Annotated in this window: 19 protein-coding genes and 2 tRNA genes; 16 read left to right on the top strand and 5 right to left on the bottom strand. The window is 54.0% G+C overall.

Annotated elements, in window-relative coordinates:
* The first annotated feature begins 81 nt into the window (after nucleotides 1-81).
* The gene (locus SH528x_RS35360; protein WP_442512235.1) at nucleotides 82-549 is read left to right on the top strand and encodes a sigma-70 family RNA polymerase sigma factor; all 468 of its coding nucleotides are present in this window, start codon (nucleotides 82-84) and stop codon (nucleotides 547-549) included.
* Nucleotides 546-2,351 carry a LamG-like jellyroll fold domain-containing protein gene (locus SH528x_RS35355; protein ID WP_442508114.1) on the top strand — a complete coding sequence of 602 codons (1,806 nt, stop codon included), beginning with the start codon at nucleotides 546-548 and terminating at the stop codon, nucleotides 2,349-2,351. Before SH528x_RS35360 ends, SH528x_RS35355 begins: the two co-directional genes overlap by 4 nt.
* Before the next feature lie 335 nt (nucleotides 2,352-2,686).
* Here the strand turns inward: SH528x_RS35355 and SH528x_RS35350 are convergent.
* Together SH528x_RS35350 and SH528x_RS35345 are read right to left on the bottom strand one after the other, a co-directional pair.
* Nucleotides 2,687-2,760 (bottom strand) — tRNA-Arg (locus tag SH528x_RS35350).
* 118 nt (nucleotides 2,761-2,878) lie between these two features.
* Nucleotides 2,879-3,670, bottom strand: coding sequence for an SGNH/GDSL hydrolase family protein (locus SH528x_RS35345; protein WP_442508113.1), 792 nt, complete (start codon nucleotides 3,668-3,670; stop codon nucleotides 2,879-2,881).
* A gap of 40 nt (nucleotides 3,671-3,710) precedes the next feature.
* On the opposite strand from SH528x_RS35345, the gene SH528x_RS35340 reads away from it, so the two are divergent.
* Entirely contained in the window at nucleotides 3,711-4,784 is a 1,074-nt protein-coding gene (locus SH528x_RS35340) for a thiamine phosphate synthase (RefSeq protein WP_442508112.1), read from the top strand.
* Nucleotides 4,785-4,803: 19 nt separating this feature from the next.
* On the opposite strand, the gene SH528x_RS35335 is transcribed toward SH528x_RS35340, so the two are convergent.
* Nucleotides 4,804-5,403 carry a TlpA family protein disulfide reductase gene (locus SH528x_RS35335; protein ID WP_442508111.1) on the bottom strand — a complete coding sequence of 200 codons (600 nt, stop codon included), beginning with the start codon at nucleotides 5,401-5,403 and terminating at the stop codon, nucleotides 4,804-4,806.
* A 244-nt stretch (nucleotides 5,404-5,647) separates the two neighbouring features.
* Between SH528x_RS35335 and SH528x_RS35330 the strand changes: the two genes are divergently transcribed.
* The 10 genes from SH528x_RS35330 (at nucleotide 5,648) to SH528x_RS35285 (ending at nucleotide 14,609) form a co-directional block, all read left to right on the top strand.
* Nucleotides 5,648-6,475 carry a hypothetical protein gene (locus SH528x_RS35330; RefSeq protein WP_442508110.1) on the top strand — a complete coding sequence of 276 codons (828 nt, stop codon included), beginning with the start codon at nucleotides 5,648-5,650 and terminating at the stop codon, nucleotides 6,473-6,475.
* Between the two features lie 81 nt (nucleotides 6,476-6,556).
* The gene (cyaB, locus tag SH528x_RS35325; protein ID WP_442508109.1) at nucleotides 6,557-7,153 is read left to right on the top strand and encodes a class IV adenylate cyclase; all 597 of its coding nucleotides are present in this window, start codon (nucleotides 6,557-6,559) and stop codon (nucleotides 7,151-7,153) included.
* Nucleotides 7,154-7,292: 139 nt separating this feature from the next.
* The gene (locus tag SH528x_RS35320; RefSeq protein ID WP_442508108.1) at nucleotides 7,293-7,745 is read left to right on the top strand and encodes a hypothetical protein; all 453 of its coding nucleotides are present in this window, start codon (nucleotides 7,293-7,295) and stop codon (nucleotides 7,743-7,745) included.
* Between the two features lie 416 nt (nucleotides 7,746-8,161).
* Entirely contained in the window at nucleotides 8,162-8,629 is a 468-nt protein-coding gene (locus SH528x_RS35315) for a hemerythrin domain-containing protein (RefSeq protein WP_442508107.1), read from the top strand.
* A 91-nt stretch (nucleotides 8,630-8,720) separates the two neighbouring features.
* A tRNA-Leu gene (locus tag SH528x_RS35310) sits at nucleotides 8,721-8,805 on the top strand.
* Nucleotides 8,806-8,960: 155 nt separating this feature from the next.
* Nucleotides 8,961-9,209, top strand: a complete 249-nt coding sequence (locus SH528x_RS35305) for a hypothetical protein (protein WP_442508106.1) — start codon at nucleotides 8,961-8,963, stop codon at nucleotides 9,207-9,209.
* A gap of 294 nt (nucleotides 9,210-9,503) precedes the next feature.
* Complete coding sequence (locus SH528x_RS35300; RefSeq protein ID WP_442508105.1) at nucleotides 9,504-12,086, top strand: hypothetical protein; 2,583 nt, start codon at nucleotides 9,504-9,506, stop codon at nucleotides 12,084-12,086.
* A 90-nt stretch (nucleotides 12,087-12,176) separates the two neighbouring features.
* Entirely contained in the window at nucleotides 12,177-12,323 is a 147-nt protein-coding gene (locus SH528x_RS35295) for a hypothetical protein (RefSeq protein ID WP_442508104.1), read from the top strand.
* Between the two features lie 65 nt (nucleotides 12,324-12,388).
* The gene (locus SH528x_RS35290) at nucleotides 12,389-12,595 is read left to right on the top strand and encodes a hypothetical protein (protein WP_442508103.1); all 207 of its coding nucleotides are present in this window, start codon (nucleotides 12,389-12,391) and stop codon (nucleotides 12,593-12,595) included.
* 328 nt (nucleotides 12,596-12,923) lie between these two features.
* Entirely contained in the window at nucleotides 12,924-14,609 is a 1,686-nt protein-coding gene (locus SH528x_RS35285) for an alpha/beta hydrolase (RefSeq protein ID WP_345324705.1), read from the top strand.
* A gap of 640 nt (nucleotides 14,610-15,249) precedes the next feature.
* Here SH528x_RS35285 and SH528x_RS35280 read toward each other — a convergent pair.
* Nucleotides 15,250-16,851, bottom strand: coding sequence for an adenylate/guanylate cyclase domain-containing protein (locus SH528x_RS35280; RefSeq protein ID WP_442508102.1), 1,602 nt, complete (start codon nucleotides 16,849-16,851; stop codon nucleotides 15,250-15,252).
* Between the two features lie 371 nt (nucleotides 16,852-17,222).
* Here SH528x_RS35280 and SH528x_RS35275 point away from each other — a divergent pair, with 371 nt between their 5' ends.
* The 3 genes from SH528x_RS35275 (at nucleotide 17,223) to SH528x_RS35265 (ending at nucleotide 21,029) form a co-directional block, all read left to right on the top strand.
* Nucleotides 17,223-18,410 carry a hypothetical protein gene (locus tag SH528x_RS35275; protein ID WP_442508101.1) on the top strand — a complete coding sequence of 396 codons (1,188 nt, stop codon included), beginning with the start codon at nucleotides 17,223-17,225 and terminating at the stop codon, nucleotides 18,408-18,410.
* 139 nt (nucleotides 18,411-18,549) lie between these two features.
* Entirely contained in the window at nucleotides 18,550-19,317 is a 768-nt protein-coding gene (locus tag SH528x_RS35270; RefSeq protein ID WP_442508100.1) for an ABC transporter ATP-binding protein, read from the top strand.
* Nucleotides 19,314-21,029 (top strand): hypothetical protein, encoded by a 1,716-nt coding sequence (locus tag SH528x_RS35265; RefSeq protein WP_442508099.1) that lies wholly within the window; start codon nucleotides 19,314-19,316, stop codon nucleotides 21,027-21,029. The genes SH528x_RS35270 and SH528x_RS35265 overlap by 4 nt, the downstream gene beginning before the upstream one ends.
* Nucleotides 21,030-21,152: 123 nt before the next feature.
* Here SH528x_RS35265 and SH528x_RS35260 read toward each other — a convergent pair whose 3' ends face one another.
* Entirely contained in the window at nucleotides 21,153-22,268 is a 1,116-nt protein-coding gene (locus tag SH528x_RS35260) for a TlpA disulfide reductase family protein (RefSeq protein ID WP_442508098.1), read from the bottom strand.
* Between the last annotated feature and the right edge of the window lie 97 nt (nucleotides 22,269-22,365).

Raw genomic sequence — 22,365 nt, 5'->3', positions numbered from 1 at the left:
CTCGAAACGCAACGAGCCGTTGCCCAAGTTCTCGCGGGTGATCGTGAGGCTTTCCGGCATCTCGTGCGCGAACACAGCTTGATGCTCCGAAGTTATCTTGGCAGCCAGTTGCATCGTGCCGACGAGGTCGATGATCTCGCTCAGGAAGTGTTCATTAAGGCCTTTCGCAATCTTGACCAATTTGAGCCAGGAAAGGATTTTCGGGCTTGGATTCGTGGGATCGCAAAGAACGAACTCTTGATGCATTTCCGCAAAATCGGCCGGCGTAACGCGAATAAGGCAAAATTTCGTGAGGAGGTTGTCGAGGCCATTCAGAGCGACATTGACCACGTCTTCAGCGGGCAAGCCGACAGCGCCATTGAAGCTCTGCTGCGATGCATCAATCAACTTCCCGAACGGATGCGTTTGGTAGTACGGTCTGGACTCGACGGTATCAAAGCGGCGTCGATGGCAGGCGAATTATCGACGACGGTCGGAGCTGTTTACAATCTTCACTACCGCGCCAATGCGTTGCTGCGTGAATGTGTTCGTAAGGAGACCGACCAATGAATGCGGATCTACAGCAGCTGCTTGCCGCTTGGCTCGGAAACGAGTTTGATGACGATACGCTCACACCTATTGTTGAGCGGCTCAAATCTGACGACAAATTCCGCGAAGCATTCGTTCGTGAAGTCATTATGCATGGTCAGTTGAGGGCCGTTCAATCAAGTGAGCCGCGTTGGCTTGAACTTGAAGATTTGATTGGTGCATCGGTGTTGGATCATGGTGCGGATGATCTTGAATCAAGGGTGATGCACGAGATCACGACTCCTGGCTTTGCAACGATTGAACCTCGCAAAGATAGACATCGTTGGCAATCGCTTGCACTGGTAGTGGGCGTGGCGGCATCAGTGGTTGGGTTCTTGACATTTTTGTTTTGGTCGAGCGATCGTATCGATCCAAACAAACCCTCCGTCCAACAAGTCGCATCGGATGGGGTGATCGTGGATTCCGATTCGGGTGAAATGATGGGTCGCAATGGCGTGGCGGTACTCAGTCAAGCAGTCGATGTGGATTGGGGGGATGGGGAACCGATTGTGACCGGGGCACTGGTGGGCACGGGCGACCTTGTGCTGCGTAGCGGCACAATTCAGCTGGATTTTCTATCGGGGGTGCGATTGCTTGTGCGTGGTCCAGGAAACTTGGAACTTCGGGGCGCGGATGAGGTTTTTTTGCGAGAAGGATCGGCGAGCTGCTTCGTCTCTGAGATGGGACATGGATTTCGCATCGTCACCGCAGAGATGGAGGTCATCGACGTAGGAACGGCGTTCAGCATTGACGTGGGACGTGATCGGCAGTCACAGGTGCATGTTCTGGAAGGTTCCGTCGAGATCAAAACACCTAAGACCGCGATGATGGCCTTGCAGGAACATCATGCGATTCGCATGACCGATGCCGGACCGGAAACGGTTCCGTATTCACCCAGCCGTTTTCCGGATCCCGCCGATCTTCGCAAAAAACGGAACGAAAGTGCGCAGCGACAATACACTCTCTGGCAGGAAAAGGCCCATGAATTGAGCAAAGACCCTGCTGTCCTGTTGCACTACACCTTTGAAGTATCGGATCCCGATGCGTTGGAGGTCCGGAACACAGCCGCCGATGCGTCCAATGCGTCCAATGCGACCGACGGCGTCATCATCGGCTGTGACTGGACAACCGGTCGCTGGCCTTCGAAGCGAGCCGTTGGATATCATAACACCGGAGATCGTATTCTGTTTCAGGTCCCTGGTGCACACGAGTCACTCACCATGCTTGCCTGGGTGCGTATCGACGCTCTTACGCAACCAATAACGTCTCTGTTAATGACAGAATCTCCACGTCGCCGTGCCCGCTTTGCTCCGACCGGCGACCGGGTTGTCGAGGAAGCTCTCGCTCGACGGTCCACGTCCAAGGTGCAGACCGTTCGCTGGGAGCTGACTCAGGAAAATGCGAACGCGACATTTAACGTCGGCTATGGAAACGTCTCTCCCAAGAGTTGGACTTATAGCCAAACAGCCGCCCGCAATCCGGCAACCCTCTCGGACAACTGGGGCCAATGGTCGTGCTTGGCAGTCACTGCAAACGTGACAACGGGCGAGGTCGTTCACTTTCTAAATGGCAAACGGATCGGAACTGGGAAACTAAAAGATTCTTCGCCGCTGCTGTTGGACTTTTTGGAACTTGGCAATTTCGGAGTTTCCGCAGACGAACTGGAGCGTACCTCCGGCGGGTCACAGCGTCGCTTCTATGGAGTGATCGATGAAGTTCTGATCGCAAACCGCGTCTTCGGCGATTCGGAAATCGAAGAGATCTGGTCGGCGGGAAAACCGTAAACCGATCGCAAACACCCCCCGCAATATCACGCTCGGTCGAGTTGCAATTCGTGATCGCATCGCTGGTGGACTTCGCGAAACAGCTCCGTCGATGATGGATCTTGCAGCTTGACGTCGAAGGTGGGGTGGCCGCAACGCAATCTTCTTGCACCCTCTTTCAATCAATCAGCTTTCGAGACAGTGCGTCAAAAAGGAACTCAAAAAACAGGGCTGGTTTCGTGAGGTCGATTTTCCCATTGTTGTGGAATGAAGGGATCTGCAGAAGCTGTTCGGTTCACAAAGTGGCCAGTCGAACTCGATGCAGATAGTTTTTCATCGAGTGCGAGAAAAGAAAGTACCCTCGAGAGGATTCGAACCTCCGACCTGCTCGTTAGGAATGAGCTGCTCTATCCAGCTGAGCTACGAGGGCATTTTGAAAGATGGGTGTTTGAAAGTGGGCTGTTTTACAAAAACATGGACTTCAGAATCGTAATCGTCCTGAAGTGAAATTTTGCAGGCACGCTGGCGACGTGGGAAGGGGGAACGATCTACTTTTTTTCTAATGCACTTCGTACCGACTTCGCCACTTGCTCGGCTAACTTCTTCGATCCCGCCGGGGTGTAGTGGACGTTCGCCTTTAATTGTAAATCGGCATGCTCGGTTGCAAAGTCGTACATCGGGTCGGTCTGGATCCCACCCACTTCGGCCATCACCTTGGCGGCTGCATCATTGTAACGCTTTGCGTCGTCTGGGATACGTCCGGCAGCTCCCTCGGGAACCGGCGTGGTTTCTCGCCAAATCACCGTCGCTCCGGTCGCCTTGAGCCGCTCGGCAATCTTCTTCAAATTCGCTGCGTACTGATCGATAGGAACTTGGCGGTGACTTGTCGCCGCGTTGGGATCCGCCAAATTTTTTCCCGTTGGACCCATGAACTTCAAATCGTGAAGCCCGAAATTGAAGTGAATGACATCCCATTTGCGATCGCCTATCCATGCTTCCATTGACTGCAGCCCGCGAGTGGTGGGCCCGCAGTTGGTTGCCGGGCGATAGACATTGGCCACGCCATCAAGCTGTTTGCGGACATCCACCATGTAACCGATCGAGATCGAATCTCCGATCAGCAGCACATTGGGAAGTCCCTTCACGGCCACGGGCGGTTGGAATGCCGGGTTCACCTTTTTGGGCTTTGCATTACGATTCGGAGCTGGTTTTGTTTGCGTTTTCTCTGGGCTGGCTTTGGCACCGTCGTCCGCGGTCGCTGGAGTCGCCAATGGCGAAAATGCGATCGTGATCATAAATACCGAAGCAAAGATGCTTACGAAAGCTGTGGATGTCTTCACGTTTTTATTCCTACTCTTTTCCCGTTGACGATTTAAACTGATGCCAATCCTACCAGGTCAAGCGACCTATCGTATTCTGGATGCCTCGATAAATCGAGCGACCGAGGGGCTTCGCACCTTGGAAGAGTATGCCCGGTTTGCCCTGGACGATGCTGCCATCAGCGGCAGCTTTAAATCGCTTCGCCACGATTTGACCACCGCCGTCGGCCAATATGTGGATCGCCAGCGATTGATCGAAGCTCGTGATACGCCGGGCGACGTGGGGACCGAGATTCGTAAAACAACCGAATACGAGCGATCGTCGCCACAAAAAGTGATCGCCGCTGCCGCTGCCCGCATTGCTCAAGCGCTGCGTGTGATCGAAGAGTATGGCAAAACTATCGACGCCAATTTTGCTGCCAATGTGGAACAGATCCGCTATCAGGCCTACCAAGCTTGTGCGTCGCTGGAGCTATTGGCATTCACGAACGAGCGTACCGCTCAGCTGGCCGCAGCGAAACTGTATTTGCTGATCGATGGTGGTGAATCCGAGCCACAGTTCGTCGCTTCAATTGAACAGCTCGCGGAGGCTGGGGTGGATATTTTCCAGCTTCGTGACCACTCGCTCGACGACCGTACACTCTATCGGCGTGCGTGTATTGGTGCGGCGGTCGCGCGAAAGCACGGGCGGTTATTCATTGTCAATGATCGCGCCGATATCGCTGTCGCCTCCGATGCGGATGGCGTCCATGTCGGACAAGAAGAACTGCCAGCTGCTGCGGCCCGTGCCATCATCGGAGATCGCCGATTGCTAGGGATTTCTACTCACTCGATCGATCAAGCAAAAGAAGCGGTCGATGACGGTGCCGACTACATCGGATGCGGTCCCATTTTCGCGGGCCGTACAAAGCAGTTTGATGCTTACGTGGGGCCTGCGTTTTTGGAACAAGTCACACCGTCGATCTCGATACCGGCGTTTGCGATCGGAGGCGTCGATCAAAGCAACGTCAGCGAAGTGATGGCAGCTGGTTGTGACCGGATCGCTGTCACCGGCGCGATTCGCGATGCCGAGGATCCGGTGCATGCCGCGAAGACGCTAAAGCAAATATTGCTATCGGGAACACAAAATAGATAACGAGCGTCACCGTCGTCGCCTACAACAATTCCTCGATTTTGGCTTTCATCTGATCCACGCCATTAGGCGAAAATCCTTCCCACACTCCGCGGATCGTGCCTTGCTGGTCCACCAGCACCGAAGTCGGAAAATACATGTGCGGTTTACCGAGCGACTTGGCGACGTTCTCACGCGACATGCCACGCGGATCGGCGAACACATCGGTATCGGCGTCGATCGAATCGAGAAAGTTTTGAGTTCGTTGTGCCAGCCGTTCGATGGTTTCGGACGACCCTGATTCGCACGAAATGGAAATGAATGCAAAGTTATCGTTGGAATTGAATTTTTGGACCATCTCCGACAAATGAGGATACTCCATCGTGCAGGGACCACACCAGGTTCCCCATAGATGGATCAACGTCACTTTGCCCTCGGGTAAGCCTTCGATCGACATTTCCGAAGGGTCTTGAGAAAGCCGAACCAATTCCAATTGCGGAGCAGTCTTGCCGATCGCAACGCTGTCCTGGGAATCGCCGGAGGGTTGATTTCGACTGACAGCAAACAGCCCAAACGCTAAGATTAAAACCAGCAGCGGCCACCACGACCGGGACGCTCGAGGCTGTACGGGGTCTTCGTTCATATCAGTTGTGTCGGAATGTTGTTGCACGCTAAATGTCGTTTATCAAAGAGCAATGAATCAAATGGGTCACCTGCGAGCTTTTCATCTTGCGATCTCGTTCGCTCTCTTCTCGTTCACTCTATTATCGAGTACAGCGACGGTTCATTGGGCATCTGCCCAAGATTTAAATGGGCAAATTACGGGCCCAACCGCCAATGCCCCCCCAATCTATCTTCAGGAGCCCCAATTAAGCGAGAGCAGTGGTTTGGCTGCCTCACATCGGCAGCCTGGTCACTTTTGGTCCCATAACGATTCGGGCGATACCGCACGGTTATTCGCCTTTGATTCCCTCGGGAAAACCACCGGTCGCTGTGAATTGGTTGCCGCATCGTCGCTGGATTGGGAAGACATGGCCTCGTTTGAACTGGGTGATCGAAAGTACCTGCTGGTGGCAGATTGCGGAGACAACGACCGCAAACGCGATGCCTGTTTTTTGCATTTGTTCGACGAACCCGACCCAACACGTGCGACAAAAATAGAAAGTTATCTCGCGTTGCAGATCGCCTACCCCGATGGAGCCCACGATTGCGAAGCGGTTGCAGTTGATCCCACCCGCGGGAAAATCTTGATGGTTGCCAAATCCGCGATCCCCTACGTAAACGTCTACTCTGTAGAGTTACCCGGTTTGTTGGAGCGACTGGAATCCCTCCGCTCGCATCCGCCGACTTCGACCCCCGCAGCGACTTCGGTCCCCGCAGCGGTCCGAGTGGTGGCAAAAGTCGAAGGTGTGCTGGCGCTGCCGATGGTTTCGGCTGCCGATATTGATCCTCACACGGGCGACTTGTGGATTGCTAACTACTTTCAAGCTTTTTGCTTCCGCTGCTCACCACGCGACATGCCGGTTGCCGAACAAACAAAACAGGTAGCCGAAGCCAGCGATCTGCCTCGTTTGAGACAGATCGAAGCCCTTTGTATGGATCGCAACGGTGACGTTTGGGTGACCAGTGAAGGGACGCCAGCACCACTGAGCCGGGTTGCGAAGCCGTTGCCACCGGCACCAAGTGGGATAGGATCTCAGCCCGTGATCGACTGACCAGCCTGTCTGAGCCTGAGGCAGGTGGCAGCCCTGTTACCTCCTCGCTCCGCCACACACTCTCTCGCGGTAAAAGCCATCATGTTTGAAGTTGAGCAAAAGTATCATTTGGACGACTCGATTGCGATGGAAGCGAAGTTGGTGGAGGCGGGGTTTCAGACCGTCGAAACTCAGGCCCACCGGGACACCTATTACAATCATCCGTGTCGCGATTTTGCTGAATCCAAAGAGGCATTGCGAGTGCGGCGAATTAATGGGACGCCGCTGATTACGTACAAAGGAGCGAAGTTGCCAGGCGCGATTAAGGCTCGGCGTGAATTAGAGTGGGAATTGGGGCCTGGTGACGCCGGCGGCGATAAAACCGAACAGCTGCTGCAATTGCTTGGGTTTCAACGGGTCGCCGAAGTCTGCAAATCTCGCCGAGTGTTCGCGCCCGAACCATCCTCAGGTGAGTCAGCGTCATGTGATTTGGTCGGTTTTTCAGTTGTCTTGGATGACGTCGACCAGGTCGGCCGATTCGCCGAAATCGAGCTGCTCGCGGAAACCGAGTCGGATGTCCAGCAAGCCCGCGACCGAATCGGGCTGCTGGCGGACCGGTTGGGCTTGCAGCAAACCGAGTCACGAAGCTACTTGAGAATGTTATTGGAAGTCTCGGCTGCCAATCGTGTTGGCGAGTGAGTCGCCGTGGGGTCACTGTGAAGGGGAGGCTGGTTGGGGGACTGATCCAAGTTCGCCAGTTTGCTTCCCCTTGCCAAAGCACCTATGCTTATGGGCTGACGAGAGTGTTTAATTAAACCAAATTTTGGAGAAGAAAAGTATGTTGCTGAAGAAAGTTGCAAGTGGTTTGGCCATCGCCCTGATCGCTACCGCGACGGTATTCGCTGGTGATGTCGAATTGGAAGGTGTTCAATGCGTCGTCGCAGCGAAGCCTGCTGATGCGAGCAAGTCTGCGGACTACAAAGACGGCAAAGTCTATTTCTGCTGCAATGGATGTGCTGGAAAGTTCACAAAGAACAACAAAAAGTTTGCCGACAGTGCAAATCGCCAACTGGTGGCGACCAAACAGTACGAGCAAAAAGCTTGCCCCATCAGCGGCAAAGACCTGAACCCTGAAACTGGAACCGAAGTTTCGGGGGTTAAAGTGACGTTCTGCTGCAATGGCTGCAAAGGCAAAGTCGAAAAGGCCGAGGGCGACGCCCAAGTGAAAATGGTCTTCGGCGAAAAAGCTTTTGCGAAAGCGTTTGCGAAAGCGGCTGAAAAGACCGAGTAAGTGTCCGATTGGTAATCGAAAAAGGTTGCCATCTTTTCACTTAAAAAAAATCGAAGAAGCCGAGCGTGTTACACGTTCGGCTTTTTTTGTGCACGGGTTGCTGCAGTCCGACCAGATCCAGGTGATTCTGAGCGGAAATCGTCCAGCGTTCTTCGCTGCTTTGAGCAAACGGCAGTCAACGACATATCGGAGATGTGCACGGACGTTCACCGCTGGGCAAGATTTTTTCTAGCTACTATTCCGCGTCCAGCGTTAGAATTGCGAATAATTCGGCTTCGTATAGAGCCGTTGCTTCCTCCGCCGCTGAGGCATTTTGACCGCGCGGTGGCACTATCGTTGCAGCATTGTCGTTTCAACACGGATTAACAGGAAAGAGGGATAGTCAACACCGAACACAATTAAAATGAGTCAGATCCATGAAACCCGAATCGAATCACAGCGTTTCCGTGCTTTTTGAACATTGGAAACAAGAGCACTCCGGTCTGCAGCAGGAGTTAGATGCCTTCCGCGACTGGACCAGCGGCGTTGCGGTGCAGCAGTCGCCGGAATTTATCGAGTCCGCAAACCGATTGCGTCAGATTCGCGAACGACTTGTGGATCATTTTGTTCGGGAGGATCAGATTGGCAGACAACTCCGTTCGCACTACCCAAAAGGTTCGATCGAGGTGGAGGCGAGTTACCGCCAGGCGTGCCAGGATCACGAAGAGCTGCTTTCGGAGCTTGATGATCTGGCGGACCGGTTAGATCAAGTCGAGCCACCGTTTGAAACTTGGGCCGACGCGGTTCACGAAGTGACTTTGTTTATCGACCGCTTGGAAGAGCACGAGGAGTGCGAGGCGGAGCACATCCAGTGGCTCGCCCCACGAGAAGACACGACTGTATAAGCCGCTAGACCCAAAGTAATGGGGCGTGTCTTGATAAACTGGTGACACCTGGAGTGGACTGGCGGAGCAAAATCCCGTATTTTGGCGGCACGCCCAGGTGGTGGAATTGGCAGACACAAGGGACTTAAAATCCCTCGGCCGTTATGGCTGTACGGGTTCGAGTCCCGTCCTGGGTACTGCGGCAAGAATCAGTGGCAACATCTTGCACACACGAATCTGCGTTTTCTTTGGATTCGTGTGAATCACCCTGGCACAGGGTGGCCCAATTTCCGGATACGGTCACCGGATCGTGCGACGCCTCCACCGTGGATAAACCATCTCTGGCCAATCCATGGATCGCAATGAGACGGTCATCCGCGCCCGCAGCGATGGTGAGATTGAACCAGGCGACGAAAGTCCCGAATTTGTTTTCAATTTGCAGTTGTGTATTCGCGATGCAATTTCGAGAACAACAGAACCGATCTCAACTAGCGCGAAACGCTACGCGACAACTAGGGGTGACGCTTCGGGAGTGGATGAATTTCGGCACTTCGAGATTGACGTGTTGCTCGACGTGTTAGTAGCGAGTCAGCCGTTTTAGTCTCCATTACATCCACTCTTTGGTCCACTTGTTGCATTGCAAGATGGATGAGTGGGGATGTGGCGAAGTGAGGTTGCGCCACACCGTGATCGGGCTAGACTCTCTGGGGATCTAACACTGCTGCGGTGCCAATCGGTTCCACGCACAGGCCCGCATGGCTGCACTGGCCCGTAAAGCTGCACCGGCCCGCAAAACCACCGGCTCAGCCGTACTGTTTCCAAAGCGAGAAGAGACTGAATCATCGCTCGAAAAAAATCCAAGAACGTCCCCTGTGACCCTGACCACTGCATTCAAGTGCGGGGTGCGCGCGTCCACAACCTGAAGAACATCGACGTCGATCTGCCTCGCAACGCACTCGTCGTGTTTACGGGAATCTCTGGATCAGGAAAGTCTTCGCTGGCGTTCGGGACACTTTTCGCCGAATCGCAGCGGCGTTATCTCGATTCGGTGTCGCCTTACGCGCGGCGATTGATCGACCAAGTTGGCGAACCTGACGTCGACGCGATTGATGGGTTGCCGCCCGCTGTGGCACTTCAACAACAGCGGGGCACGCCGTCGGCACGGTCATCGGTGGGTAGCGTCACCACGATTTCTAACGGCCTTCGCATGCTCTATTCACGAGCTGGGAATTATCCGCGCGGCCAGAAGATGTTGTATGCGGACTCGTTCTCGCCCAACACTCCGGAGGGAGCCTGTCCTCGATGCCACGGCATCGGTCGCGTGTTTGAGGTGACTGAAAAACTGCTCGTGCCCGATGATACAAAAACGATTCGAGAGCGAGCCATCGCCGCGTGGCCGCCCGCGTGGCAAGGCCAAAACCTTCGCGACATTCTTGTTTCACTCGGGCACGACATCGACAAACCATGGAAGAAACTGCCCCGCAAAACTCGCGACTGGATTCTGTTTACCGACGAGACACCCATTGTCCCGGTTTATGCAGGGTTTGATCTTGACGAAGCTCGCGAGGCGAAAGAACACGATGCATCGCCAAGTTACATGGGCACGTTTGCGAGTGCCAGACGCTACGTGCTGCACTCGTTCGCAACGACGCAAAGTCACCGCACCAAGAAACGCGTCTCTCAGTTCATGCAGATTTCGGAGTGCCCGGACTGCAATGGGAAAAAGCTTAAACGTGAATCGCTGTCTGTGAAGTTTGCTGGACTCGACATTGGCGAGTTGTCGCAGTTGACGCTGACCGAACTCGCTCGAAGGCTGCGCGATGCTGCCAATACAAAGCCGGCAGCGAGCGACCTGCACCGAGAAAAAGCGATCGTCGCTCAGCGAATTGCCAGCGACATTCTTGCCCGAGTCGAAGCGCTCACGACTCTTGGCCTGGGATACCTGTCACTGGAACGGAGTACGCCCACTTTATCGCCGGGGGAACTACAACGCTTGCGATTGGCCACACAGATTCGGTCGCAGTTGTTCGGCGTCGTCTATGTCCTCGACGAACCCTCGGCAGGCCTGCATCCCGCCGACACCAAGGCACTGCTGGGTGCGTTAGACGAACTCAAACAAGCAGGCAACTCATTATTTGTCGTCGAACATAATGTAAGCGTCATCCGTCATGCCGACTGGATCGTGGACATCGGGCCGGACGCAGGAACCCATGGCGGTGAAGTAATTTACAGTGGCCCGTTAGACGGTTTGCGCGACGTCAAAGGATCGCATACGGCGCGATATCTGTTTGGACACCAGGCATGCGAGAACACCTCCGCAGCGCCGCTCGCCAATAGTATCGCAACACAAAGTGGTCAGCCGAAAGTCTTGACGACTTCCGCTACGGTAGGATCACTACGACAGCATACGAGTTCCACTACGGCTGGATCACCGCGACAACCGACAGGTTGGCTGAAGTTGGAGCAAATTGAACGAAACAATCTTCAAAGCCTAAACGTTGAGTTTCCGCTCGGCGTATTGACGACCGTGACGGGTGTGTCTGGTTCAGGCAAATCGAGCCTTGTCAGCCAGGCACTGGTCGAACTCGTTGGCGAGACACTAGGGCAGAAGAAGGCCGTTGAAGCCCCAAACGGTGAAGTTGATCTATTGGAACGAGAGCTAGAGACGTCGACGGGCGGGCGGATCGTTGCCGGAATGAAACATGTGCGGCGACTGGTAACCGTTGACCAGAAGCCGATCGGTAGAACGCCGCGATCGAACCTTGCCACCTACACCGGCTTGTTCGACCACGTTCGCAAGTTGTTCGCGTCGACTCGCAAAGCGAAGGCACGCCGTTACGATGTCGGTCGCTTTTCGTTCAACGTTGCCAAGGGACGTTGCCCGAACTGCGAGGGAGCGGGATTTGTCAGCGTCGAGTTGCTGTTTCTGCCCAGCGTTTATACGCCCTGTCCGGTGTGTCGCGGCCAACGCTACAACGAAAAGACGCTTGAAATCACCTACCGGGACAAGAACATAGCCGAAGTACTTGATTTGACCGTCGAATCCGCACACGCATTTTTCGCAGAGGAAAATCCAGTTCAGCGCGCCCTTGATGCCTTGCTTCAAGTCGGACTCGGCTACCTGCGACTCGGTCAACCTGCAACCGAGTTGTCCGGTGGCGAAGCGCAGCGAATCAAACTTGCAACCGAGCTGCAACGCGCGCAGCGAGGTGATACGCTTTACATCCTTGATGAACCCACCACTGGCCTGCACCCAGCAGACGTGTCAATGTTGATGTCGCAACTAAATGGACTCGTTGAAGCAGGCAACACCGTAATCATGGTCGAACACGATATGCAGGTTGCCATCAGCAGCGACTGGATCATCGACATCGGACCTGGCGCGGGCGACGAAGGCGGACTTGTCGTCGCCCAAGGCCCACCTGCGAAAGTAGCAAGTTCTAAAGCAAGCCGAACCGCTCCGTTCCTTTTCTCGTAGCGGCATTCGTCAAGAGTTTCGGTCTGTATCCTGATTCAGCGAACGACTTTACGACGTCCGCCGCTACTAAACATGACCCAAGTTAAGCCCATGAGCCAAAACAATAACATCACGTACCGCAGTTTGGCTTTGCCTCTTTTCTCGATCGTCAGCGACTGCTATGTCAGAGCCATCCCCGACCCAACAACGCTACTCGATCACGATCATCTTGCTGAATGGGGAGAAGCACGTCGTTGAATTTGCGCGGCACGCCTACAACAATCTGATGGAACTGATCGTCAACGAGTTGTACGAGAACATCGGTGATTGCAAAGGACACGCGTGGTGCGGTACGTGTCATGTCTCATGTCGAGATCGTGTCAGGCACGTTAAACGAAGAGATGAATCGCGACGAAACCATGACATTGGACAAACTGCCTAACACGGTTGCTTCGAGTCGACTGGCATGTCAGATCATGACGGACGAACTGATCGATTCCATGGTGTTTCGAGTGCTCGGCGATGTCTAATATTCACGCATCTCAATCGCCCGACTACAGCAGCCGCAATGAAGTCGTACTGAAACTTTTGACGTTTCGAACCAACTTAATCACGTGATTGAGGATTTAAACATGCGATTGCGTCGACCGTTTTCAGCTGTGTCCATTTGAATCTTTTCTGTTGCCGAGTTTTCAAACCTCAGAGTGAGATGCCGAAATTGGCAAGGTTTCGCCAATGGCTGTGCGAGATCATCCAGCGACGTGCGAATCGAGCTGACGCCATAGCCACGTAAATCATCTCGACATGCGACATGCACGCCACCTTGTGATTCAGCCCGACTCGCCGAGAATGAAGAGAATGAGCCTGTACAAAATCCGACTTGTGATGACTGGGTGGTTGTCGCGATTGCTAGCGTCCTTTTCCGTCGCATCCACTGCGTTGGGGCTGTTTTTCTTCTGTTCTTCGTTAACTCCATCGCTGTTGCCACGGCCTCCGATTTTGCAGGGGTTGCTTGGTGGAATCTCGTTGATCGTTGGATATGCGATCGCCAAAACGCTGCTGGGCATCTGGCGATTCATGCAATTGCGTGAATTGGGCGAAACGAACGCCAGACATGTCTCGATGGGGCTGCTGGGCGTGATGAGTTTGCTGTCCATTTTGACGCTGTCTCGCATGACCGTTTGGCAAAATTCGATCCGTGACCGGATGCAGATGCCGCCTATTGACTCGTCGTATCCGCTTAGCGTGTCGGCAACTTCGATCATTGTTGCCATCCTCTTGCTACTTGTCGCCAGAGCGGTCTGGTTTCTGGTTCGATCATTTGCAAATTGGCTCGGTCGCATCATGCCACCTCGAGTTGCTCTGGTGGTATCGAGCGTTATTTTGAGTATTTTGATTTTCAACCTCGTTAATGGTTTGATCGTCAAGACTGCACTGCATGCGATAGATGAAGCGTTCGCGGCAATTGACGAGGCAACCGACGACGAGCATTCGCAGTCCCGGGCCTTGGCGTCATTGGGAAGTTCAGATTCGCTTGTTCCTTGGAATGAGATTGGAAAGAATGGCAAGGTTTTTGTGGCCGATGGCCCCACAGCGGATGACATTTCAGAGCTTACGGGACGTTCCGCGAAGTCGCCGATTCGAGTCTATGCGGGATACAACACAGGCGATTCACTCGAACAACGAGCCAAGGTTGCTCTGGACGAATTGATTCGCCTGGGTGGTTTCGATCGTGAAGTCTTGATTGTCGCGACACCGACAGGCACGGGATGGTTGGACCCTTCGGCTGTCGATCCGCTGGAGTACCTGCACGACGGCGACATCGCCACCGTGTCGATTCAGTATTCGTATTTACCAAGTTGGTTGACGATCATGGTGGAGCCGGACCGTTCGCGACTCGCCGCCAAAGCCCTGTTTCGGCAGGTCTATTCGCACTGGACAGCGTTGCAAAAAGACAGTCGACCCAAGCTGTATCTGTTCGGACTCAGTCTTGGGTCGCTCGGCAGCGAAGCGGCACTCGATTTCTATAACCTGATCGGCGACCCGATCGACGGGGCCGTACTGAGTGGTCCCCCGTTCCCAAGTACGATGTGGACAGAATTGGTCCGCAGTCGAAAGCCTGGCACTCCTGCGTGGCTGCCGGAGTTTCGCGATAGCGAGTTGGTTCGCTTTATGAATCGCGACGGGACCGCGACGTCCGTTGATACCGACTGGGGAATCATGCGGATCATTTACCTGCAACACGGCAGTGATCCGATGGCGTGGTTTTCACCATCGTTGGCCTGGAGCGAACCCGACTGGTTGAAAGGTGAAAAGGCACCCGATGTCTCTCCCTATTTTCGCTGGTTTCCTGTCATTACGTTCCTGCAAGTCGGCTTCGACGTGCCGATGGCAACCACGGCACCGCTCGGTTACGCTCACAACTATTCGCCTGCCGAATACATCGACGCTTGGATCGAAGTCACTGCGCCAATATCGTGGACCAAGGAAGATACAAAATCGCTCAAAGCAGCGTACGCGGACTTCAATCCCTCACCGATTTGATTCCATTTCGTAACGTACAAACTTGTAACCCGCTAACGGCTTGGAAAGCCGTGCGACAATGGGACGTAGCGGAGTGGTCGATCGTCGGCCAGCTTTCCAAGCTGGAACCGCCGAGGTCAACGTCCTGTAGGTAAGCAGAGTGGTTACTCTCGCGTCGCCGGTCAAACTTGTCGCCCGCTAACGGCTTGGAAAGCCGTGCGACAATGGTCCGTAGCGGAGTAGTCGATTGTCGGGCAGCTTTCCAAGCTGGAACCGCTGAGGTCAATGCCCATTGGGCATGCAGCGTGGTTACTTCCGCGTCGACGATCAAACTTGTAACCCGTTAACGGCTTGGAAAGCCGTGCGACAATGGTCCGTAGCGGAGTAGTCGATTGTCGGCCAGCTTTCCAAGCTGGAGCCGCCGAGGTCAACGTCCATTGGGTATGCAGCGTGATTACTTCCGCGTCGCCGGTCCAACTTGTAACCCGCTAACGGCTTGGAAAGCCGTGCGACAATGAAGCGGAGCGGGGAGAGAGATTTTACCCTCCCGGTGAGAAGGTCGGCCGCGATAGCGGCCGGGGAGGGCGGGTAACACTGAGCGTGCACGGTCCATTGTGACATCCCATTAAGCCGCTGTTACTAAATCGCTACCGCGACTTGATCAATACTCGATAGCAAAAACATTCAGCGGATCGACTTTGCCTTTGACTCGTTGCGGCGGTAGATCACGCATTGTCGTTTCCGTCGAAAGTTGCTCGGCGGTGCACTGGGTCACGATCAAGTGGCATCCTAATTCTTTGGTTAACGATTCTACGCGGGCTGCCACATTCACGGTATCGCCGATCGCGGTGTACTCTTGGCGTTTTGGGGATCCGATACTGCCGACTACTGCGGTGCCGGTGTTAATTCCGATCCCGATTTCCAAATCAGGCCATCCGGCTTGCTCGAAAAGAGGACGTGATTCGGCAACCCACCGCAGCATTGCCTTTCCCGCTTCCACCGCTCGCTGGGCATGATGGTCCGATTTTTTCCCGATCCCGAACAGGGCCATGAATCCATCGCCCAAAAATTTGTTGACCATCCCTCCGTGTGACTCCACAAGCTCAACGGCCTCGCGAAAGAAAACGTTCAGCGCCGTCACGACTTGTTCTGGTGAATGGTGCGACGAAAAGTGAGTGAAATTGCGGACATCGACAAACATCACCGACACCCTCTCTTCTCGACCGCTCAAGTTGTCGCCTTGGCTCATGATTTGTCGAGCGGCTTCCTCGCCGACGTGGCGACCGAACGTCTGTTGAAGCTGTTCGCGTTCTCGCAGTCCATGGACCATGTTGTTGAATCGCTCAATCAGCATGCCGAAGTCGTCCGCACGTAGCAGATCGACTCGGGCGGTTAAGTCGCCTTGAGCCACACGCATCGAAGCTAGGTTCAGCTCGTGAATCGGAGTCGCTACCAATTTGGACAACATGACGCTCGACATCAATCCGAACAGGATCGCGACCAGTCCTACGGCGATGGCGAACCAGGGGGCTCGGTGGGCTGCATCAGGAAGAAGCAAAATCAACACCAGCGAAACCACCGGGCTGACGACCGCTGAGAAAATCCATAACACTCCGCGAGCGGTGATGTTCAGTGGCACTCCGCCGGGCACGGCCGCCGGATTGTGTTGCTGGAAGAACACCGGGAACAAAAACTTTTGGATCGCCAGTTCGACGGCAAAGAAACTATGCGTGACTGCGATCAGCGATGCGGTTAAAAACGAAGTGACGAGGTGGGCGACGACGTCGCTCGACAGCGGTTCGGGAACCGCGTACAGAGCCGCTGGGAAAATGGGAATGCAGCTCAGCCATCCTACAGCAGCAACCAATAGAAACCACCAGGGTAAATTGACGATCCTCTTTTGGGCTTTCTGCAGGACGTCGGCATCCACCACATCGCCGGCGAGTAACGCGTTGTGCACCGGCCGCAACCACACCAACGGCGTCACAAAGCAAACGACCGCGATCGGATAGACAAGCAAGTTGAACCATTGCCAACATTCGTTGAAACGGGCCATTTGAGCTACCGAAAGCAACGGTTCGACTTGTTCGTGGTTATAGGCAATGTTAAAAACGCTGCCGATCGCATTGGCAACCAGAGGCGACAACCCCACCACGACTAGTCCGTATCGCTGAAAGAAACTCCAGCGAGAGGTCACGGTCGCGGGGTCGGCGTCGTCGTGATCTTGAGCGGTCGATGGGCAAGAGGATTGTGGTTTTAGCATTCCTCGCACTTTCCTTCTCGTTGTCGGCAAACGCGTGCAAACATTTCGTGCTTTCGTAAAGGTGTGTTGACCGTTATCTTGAGCGATCGAGCATTGCAAAGCAAATCAGTCGGGGGTGTCGACAGGAGCCGATTCCGCATACGCTTCATTTTTGCACATTTTTACTTAGGAACGTCGGAACAATCACTGGCAGTTGGTCGCTGATCGCCACGTGAACCGAACGGTGGCATTTTGTCGTGGATCGCTCCGCGATCACAACGATGAATCGCGGAGCGATCCACGACATTCATTGCTCCGACGATCTTCACAAGTTGCGATAAGGTTGGGATTGCGTGTTGGGATCTTGGGGACTGTCTCGATGTTGGGCCGGCATGTTGATACTGCTGGTTTTGGTCACGTTTCCACTGTGGCGTGGGAGTGAGCCGTCGCTGCTGATCCCGATGTTTTCAACGCTCAATTCGCTGCCGTCGTGGGTGCAGTGGATCCCTTGCATTGTGATTCTGGCCGCCTGTAGTGCGATCGTTGCCACTGCCGAGCTTCAGCGTGCCTGGTTGTGGTGGATCGTTGCGGTCGCGTTTTGCATTTCGTTCGTGCTCGATCAGCACCGCCTGCAGCCCTGGGCGTATCAAAGTGCGATCTATGCGATTGTCTTTGCCACGATGGATCGTGAAACGGCACGGAGATGGCTCATTCCATTAGCTGCCAGCGTTTATCTGTACAGCGGACTTGGGAAACTTGATTACCAATTCGCTCATACGGTGGGCCAGAATTTTCTGGCGGCCGCTAATTTGCCAGGAATTGGGAATTTGGCGGATCGGTTCGAGCACAACACATTGGCGACGATCGCCTTGCTGTTGCCACTAAGCGAAGCGTTGATCGCGGTTGGGTTGTTGTTCCGCCGGACACGGCGAATCGCAGGCGGATGTGTGATGCTGCTGCACTTGAGTCTCGTGATCATGCTAGGTCCCTGGAATCTGGATCACAGCAACGGGGTGCTGCTATGGAACATCCTGCTGATCATGCAAGCGTGGTTCTTGTTTGTGCAGCCGCATGCGGAACCTGGCAAATCTTCGCCGTCGCAGTCTGCGGCAGCAATCCCAGCAGCAGGCAAGTCCGTCGGCAAACGCTTAGCCACAGCGATCGTAATTCTTGCGATCGTGATGCCAGCGACCGAGCGATGGGGGTACTGGGATCATTGGACGTCGTGGGCTTTGTATTCGCCGCACAGCAGTCGTGCGGAGGTTCAGATTCATCGCTCGGCGATGGACCAATTGCCAGCGAATATACAGCCGTTCCTGATTGATGACGACTTCGATGGCTGGCATCGCTTGCAGATGAATTCGTGGTCGCTCGATCGCTTGAAAGTGCCCGTCTACCCTCAAGCCCGTTTTCAGTTGGCAGTCGCCAGTCGTTTGGCACACCTGTACGACTTGTCAGACTCGGTTCGGGTGATTGTCAAAGGTGTCGCTGATCGCCGCAGCGGAGTACGTAAAGAGCAACGTCTGATGGGCCGCAAAGAGATCGACGCTGCACTGAGGCACTACTGGATCGCCCAATAGTTTGCAGCCACAGTCGATCGGATATCCCGCTTAATCGCTACGACTCAACTTGGCAGTGTCGTTGCTTACTTGTGTGCTAACTTTCAGTACTCGGTAACAACGATAGTTTTCTCTGTGCGATATTTAGCGGTTGCAGACCATGATCAAAGTTCAAGGCTTGCGTAAGATTTACGATCGGCATTTGGCCGTTGACGGTGTCTCCTTTGCATTACAGCCGGGCCAAGTTTGTGGTCTGGTGGGTCCCAATGGGGCCGGCAAGACCACGGTGATGCGATGTTTGGCGGGCTTGATTCCGCCCTCCGACGGATCACTGTGTGTTGCTGGGTGTGACCAAAAGACCGAATTAATCGAACTTAAACGCCGCTTGGCGTACGTGCCCGACGACCCACCGCTGTTTGATGATTTAACGGTGGGACAGCATTTGGAAATGATCGGGCGATTGTACCAAGTCAAAGATTTTCAAGCCCACGCGACTCGGCTGCTGAGTCAATTTCAATTGTTGGACAAGGTCGACGCGGGAGCCACGACGTTGTCACGTGGGATGCGTCAGAAATTGGCGGTGTGTTGTGCGTATCTTTTTGATCCATCGGTGCTGCTGCTTGATGAGCCGATGACAGGACTCGACCCGCCAGGGATTCGCGAACTATTGGCATCGGTCCGCGAACGCGCTGCTGCGGGAGCGACGGTGATGGTCAGCAGCCATTTGTTGCCAATGATCGAAGGTGTCTGTACCCACTATTTGGTGATGAAGCAGGGCGAAGCGAAATTTTTCGGAACCGCCAGCGACTTGAGATCTGCGTATCCTGGGATCGGTTCACTCGAAGATGCTTATTTTGCGGCTATTGAAAATCCCGCTATTTGTCCCGCAGTGAATGCTGAGGTTGCAGTGATGGAAGGGGTGGCATGAGCGAACAATCGGATCAATCCGAGTTCGAATCACGCTGGGATGCACCGCATGTACATCGACAATTGTTGTGGTTGACGAACTCGCGCAGTCAATTTCGTTTGCGGCGAACGCTGGAACGAATCTGCTCGCCCAGACGCATTATCGCGACGCTGTTGGCTGGAGTCTTTCTTGTCGCGTACGTGATGTACGGCATTTTGGTGCTGTCCAATCGAGCGCCCGCTTCCCCAGATCATCTTCGTGCTTGGCTTTCGGGCGGCATGGTGCTGTACGCGTTTTATCACGCGGTTCGCTGTGTTTGGACCGAATCGATGGTCGACCTCGAGATGACGCCCGCCGAACGTCTGTGGTTGGGCGGCGGACCGCTGCATCGATCGAGTTTGGCGACCTATCGAATTACCAATATTGTTTCGGCGACGGCGATCAAGACACTGCTGTTGACGATCGTGATCGCTCGCGATGTTCAACACGTTGAACTATTGATTTTTGGTGTGTTTAGCTCGCTTTTATTGTTAGATACTGTGCGGCAAATCTTGGTCCGTATTGCCAGCGGTCTGAGCGATGTGAATCGTCGACGTGCGAAAGCGGTCAGCGTGATCATGGTCACTGCGGTGGTGCTACAAGTGATCGCCAAAGTCACCGCGATGACTCCGATGGGCTCACCAACGTGGTTGTATTTGATTCACGTGTTCTATTCGGTGGGTGAGCTTGCGCAAGGCGTGATGATTCAAGCGTTTGCCGTTGCGTGGATTCCGATGGCGTCGCTGGCCGTGGCCAGTAGCTACTCGGTTTGGACACCCATTGCGATTGCTTGTGTTGCGATGACGATCTTGTTTGCCGTTCGTGTTTTGGTGTGGGCCGACCACTGGGCGCTTATGCAGAGTCGGTCGCAGGAGCAATCGCTGCTTCGCGAGCTGGATCGATCGGATGGTAACCGAGGCGTCGCAAGTAGAGCCAGTAAGAATCGCTCGCTTGATATTGATGTACTTTGTGGTCACGCGAGGCTGAGTACGACTGCGGCATTACTGGCTCGGCAGTACCAAAGTGTGCGGCGGTATCGTGGAACGATTTTGGTCAGCTTTGTGATCCCAACGCTGTTGTGTTTATCACCGTTGGTGACGAATCAAGTGATGGAGCAGTGGTTTTATGTGGTCAGCGGAATTGCGTTGTGCACGATGCTGCTTGCACCCCCGGCGCTACGTCTCGATTTTCGTCGCGACTTGTTGCGGATGCAGCTATTAAAGTCGTTGCCCGTCAAACCACTTTCGATGGTCGTCGGTCAATTGACGTTACCCATCTTAATCACATGGATTTTTCAGTGGGTCACACTGACGATCGCGGCTTTGGTCGTTCATCCCGGATGGGTCCAGTGGTTGTTATGGACGTTACTGATGGCTGCATTTGCAGTGTTCACGTTTGCAGCGGAAAACGCATTGTTTTTGGTATACCCGCACCATGCTCACCAACAAGGGTTGGGAATGATGTTGCGAGCCAAGTTGACGTTTCTAGGCAAAGCGGGCGTGATCGCGGCCTCGCTTGCACTGTTGGTTATTTGGGCCGGGATGTGCAAAAGTATCTTGCCCGAAAGTCTCTATACCCTCGGCTTTGTCGGTGGCGCGATCGCAGCGACGTGGAGTATCGCTGCGGTCAGCGTGCTGGTTACGGCGATGTGTTGGCGACGTTTCGACTTGTCATTCGATCTGCCCCCGCAATAGTTCACCGTCACTTGGATGAGTCCATTAAAAAACCATTCCTACCGGATCGGTAGGAATGGTTTAGCGATTCGATGAAGCGGTTCGTTAACACGGCTTCATGATTCCATTAGACGTTAGACTTGTTTACTTCCCGCCTTTTTCCGTCTTCAATTCTTCGAGGAACAACTCCATTCGTTTCTTTTGACGATCGTCACTGAGTTCGACGGCTTTTTCCTGGAACTTGATCGCTTCGTCGATTTTTTCATCGACCTTAGAAAGTTGTGCCAAGATGTTGTAGACAAGCGGTTTGGCTTCGGCGTCTACTTTGTCGGCCAGTGGTGCGAGTGCGGCAACGGCTTCACCGGCCAAAGGTCCAACGCTTCCGCCTTGTTGAACCACTGCGGTCAGAGAGTAACCGAATTGACCCAGCGACATCCAATCGCCCTTCATTTCCGCCAGACGATCACGATAGTATTTGACCACTTCGTCGGTGACATGTCCGGCCGACAGCATCAGACTCGAACGGAAATCTTTCAGGTTCGCCTGCAACGCAGGGTCCTTGGTCTCGGTGATTTGTTTTTCAACAAGCTTGATCGCTTCGTCAAATTTTCCAGCACCAGCCAACATCGAAATTTGTTCGACCGCTGCTTCGAGACGCTGTTGTTCTTCCATTGCCTTCTTGAAAGCTTCGCGGTCCCATGAATCCGCAACCACTTGTTGGAGTGGCTCTTCCATTTCCATGGGGTGGCCAATCCATTCGACCTGAGCGGTCTTGCCAACGATAAAGGCGGTCGGGATGCCCTGTTGGTTGGCTGCTTCCATGTAGTCTTTGTAGACCGAACGATCAGGGTCGGTGGTTAACGAGTAAGCCGACGTAATTTCGTCGAACGTCTTTTTCAGTTCTTTGTTTTCACGCGCCAAGAACTCTTTGACCTCTTCAACTTCTTCGTCCGAGACGCTAATGATTTGCACGTTCTCGCCGCGGTACTGGTTTTGTAATTCCGCGAGGTGAGGCATGCTCATCACGCAGGGGCCACACCATGTTGCCCAGAATTCAACCACATAGACTTTGCCCTTTTCAAACTTCTTGACCGGTTTGAAAAATCCCTTGCCATCTTGCAACCAGTGCTCGATATCGATCGAGGGAGCTTTGGAGCCAATGCCAAGCGTGGCTTCGGCTTTTGCTGCAGGTGACACGAGCGAGGCCAATAAGCACGTTGCCGCGACGAGAAGAATGGATCGGAAAGAGAGAAATTTCATTTTCGAAAATGCTTGGTTTTGTGTAGGGAGAATGGCCCACGAGAGACTCTCGGGCCGGTGTGTTTAGTGGATTGAACGTCGAAATCGACGACATTCT

Source organism: Novipirellula methanifontis, from assembly GCF_052161655.1.
GTDB lineage: Bacteria > Planctomycetota > Planctomycetia > Pirellulales > Pirellulaceae > Novipirellula.
Note: the sequence above shows the minus strand (reverse complement) of the source record. Positions and strands in the feature narration are given on the sequence as shown.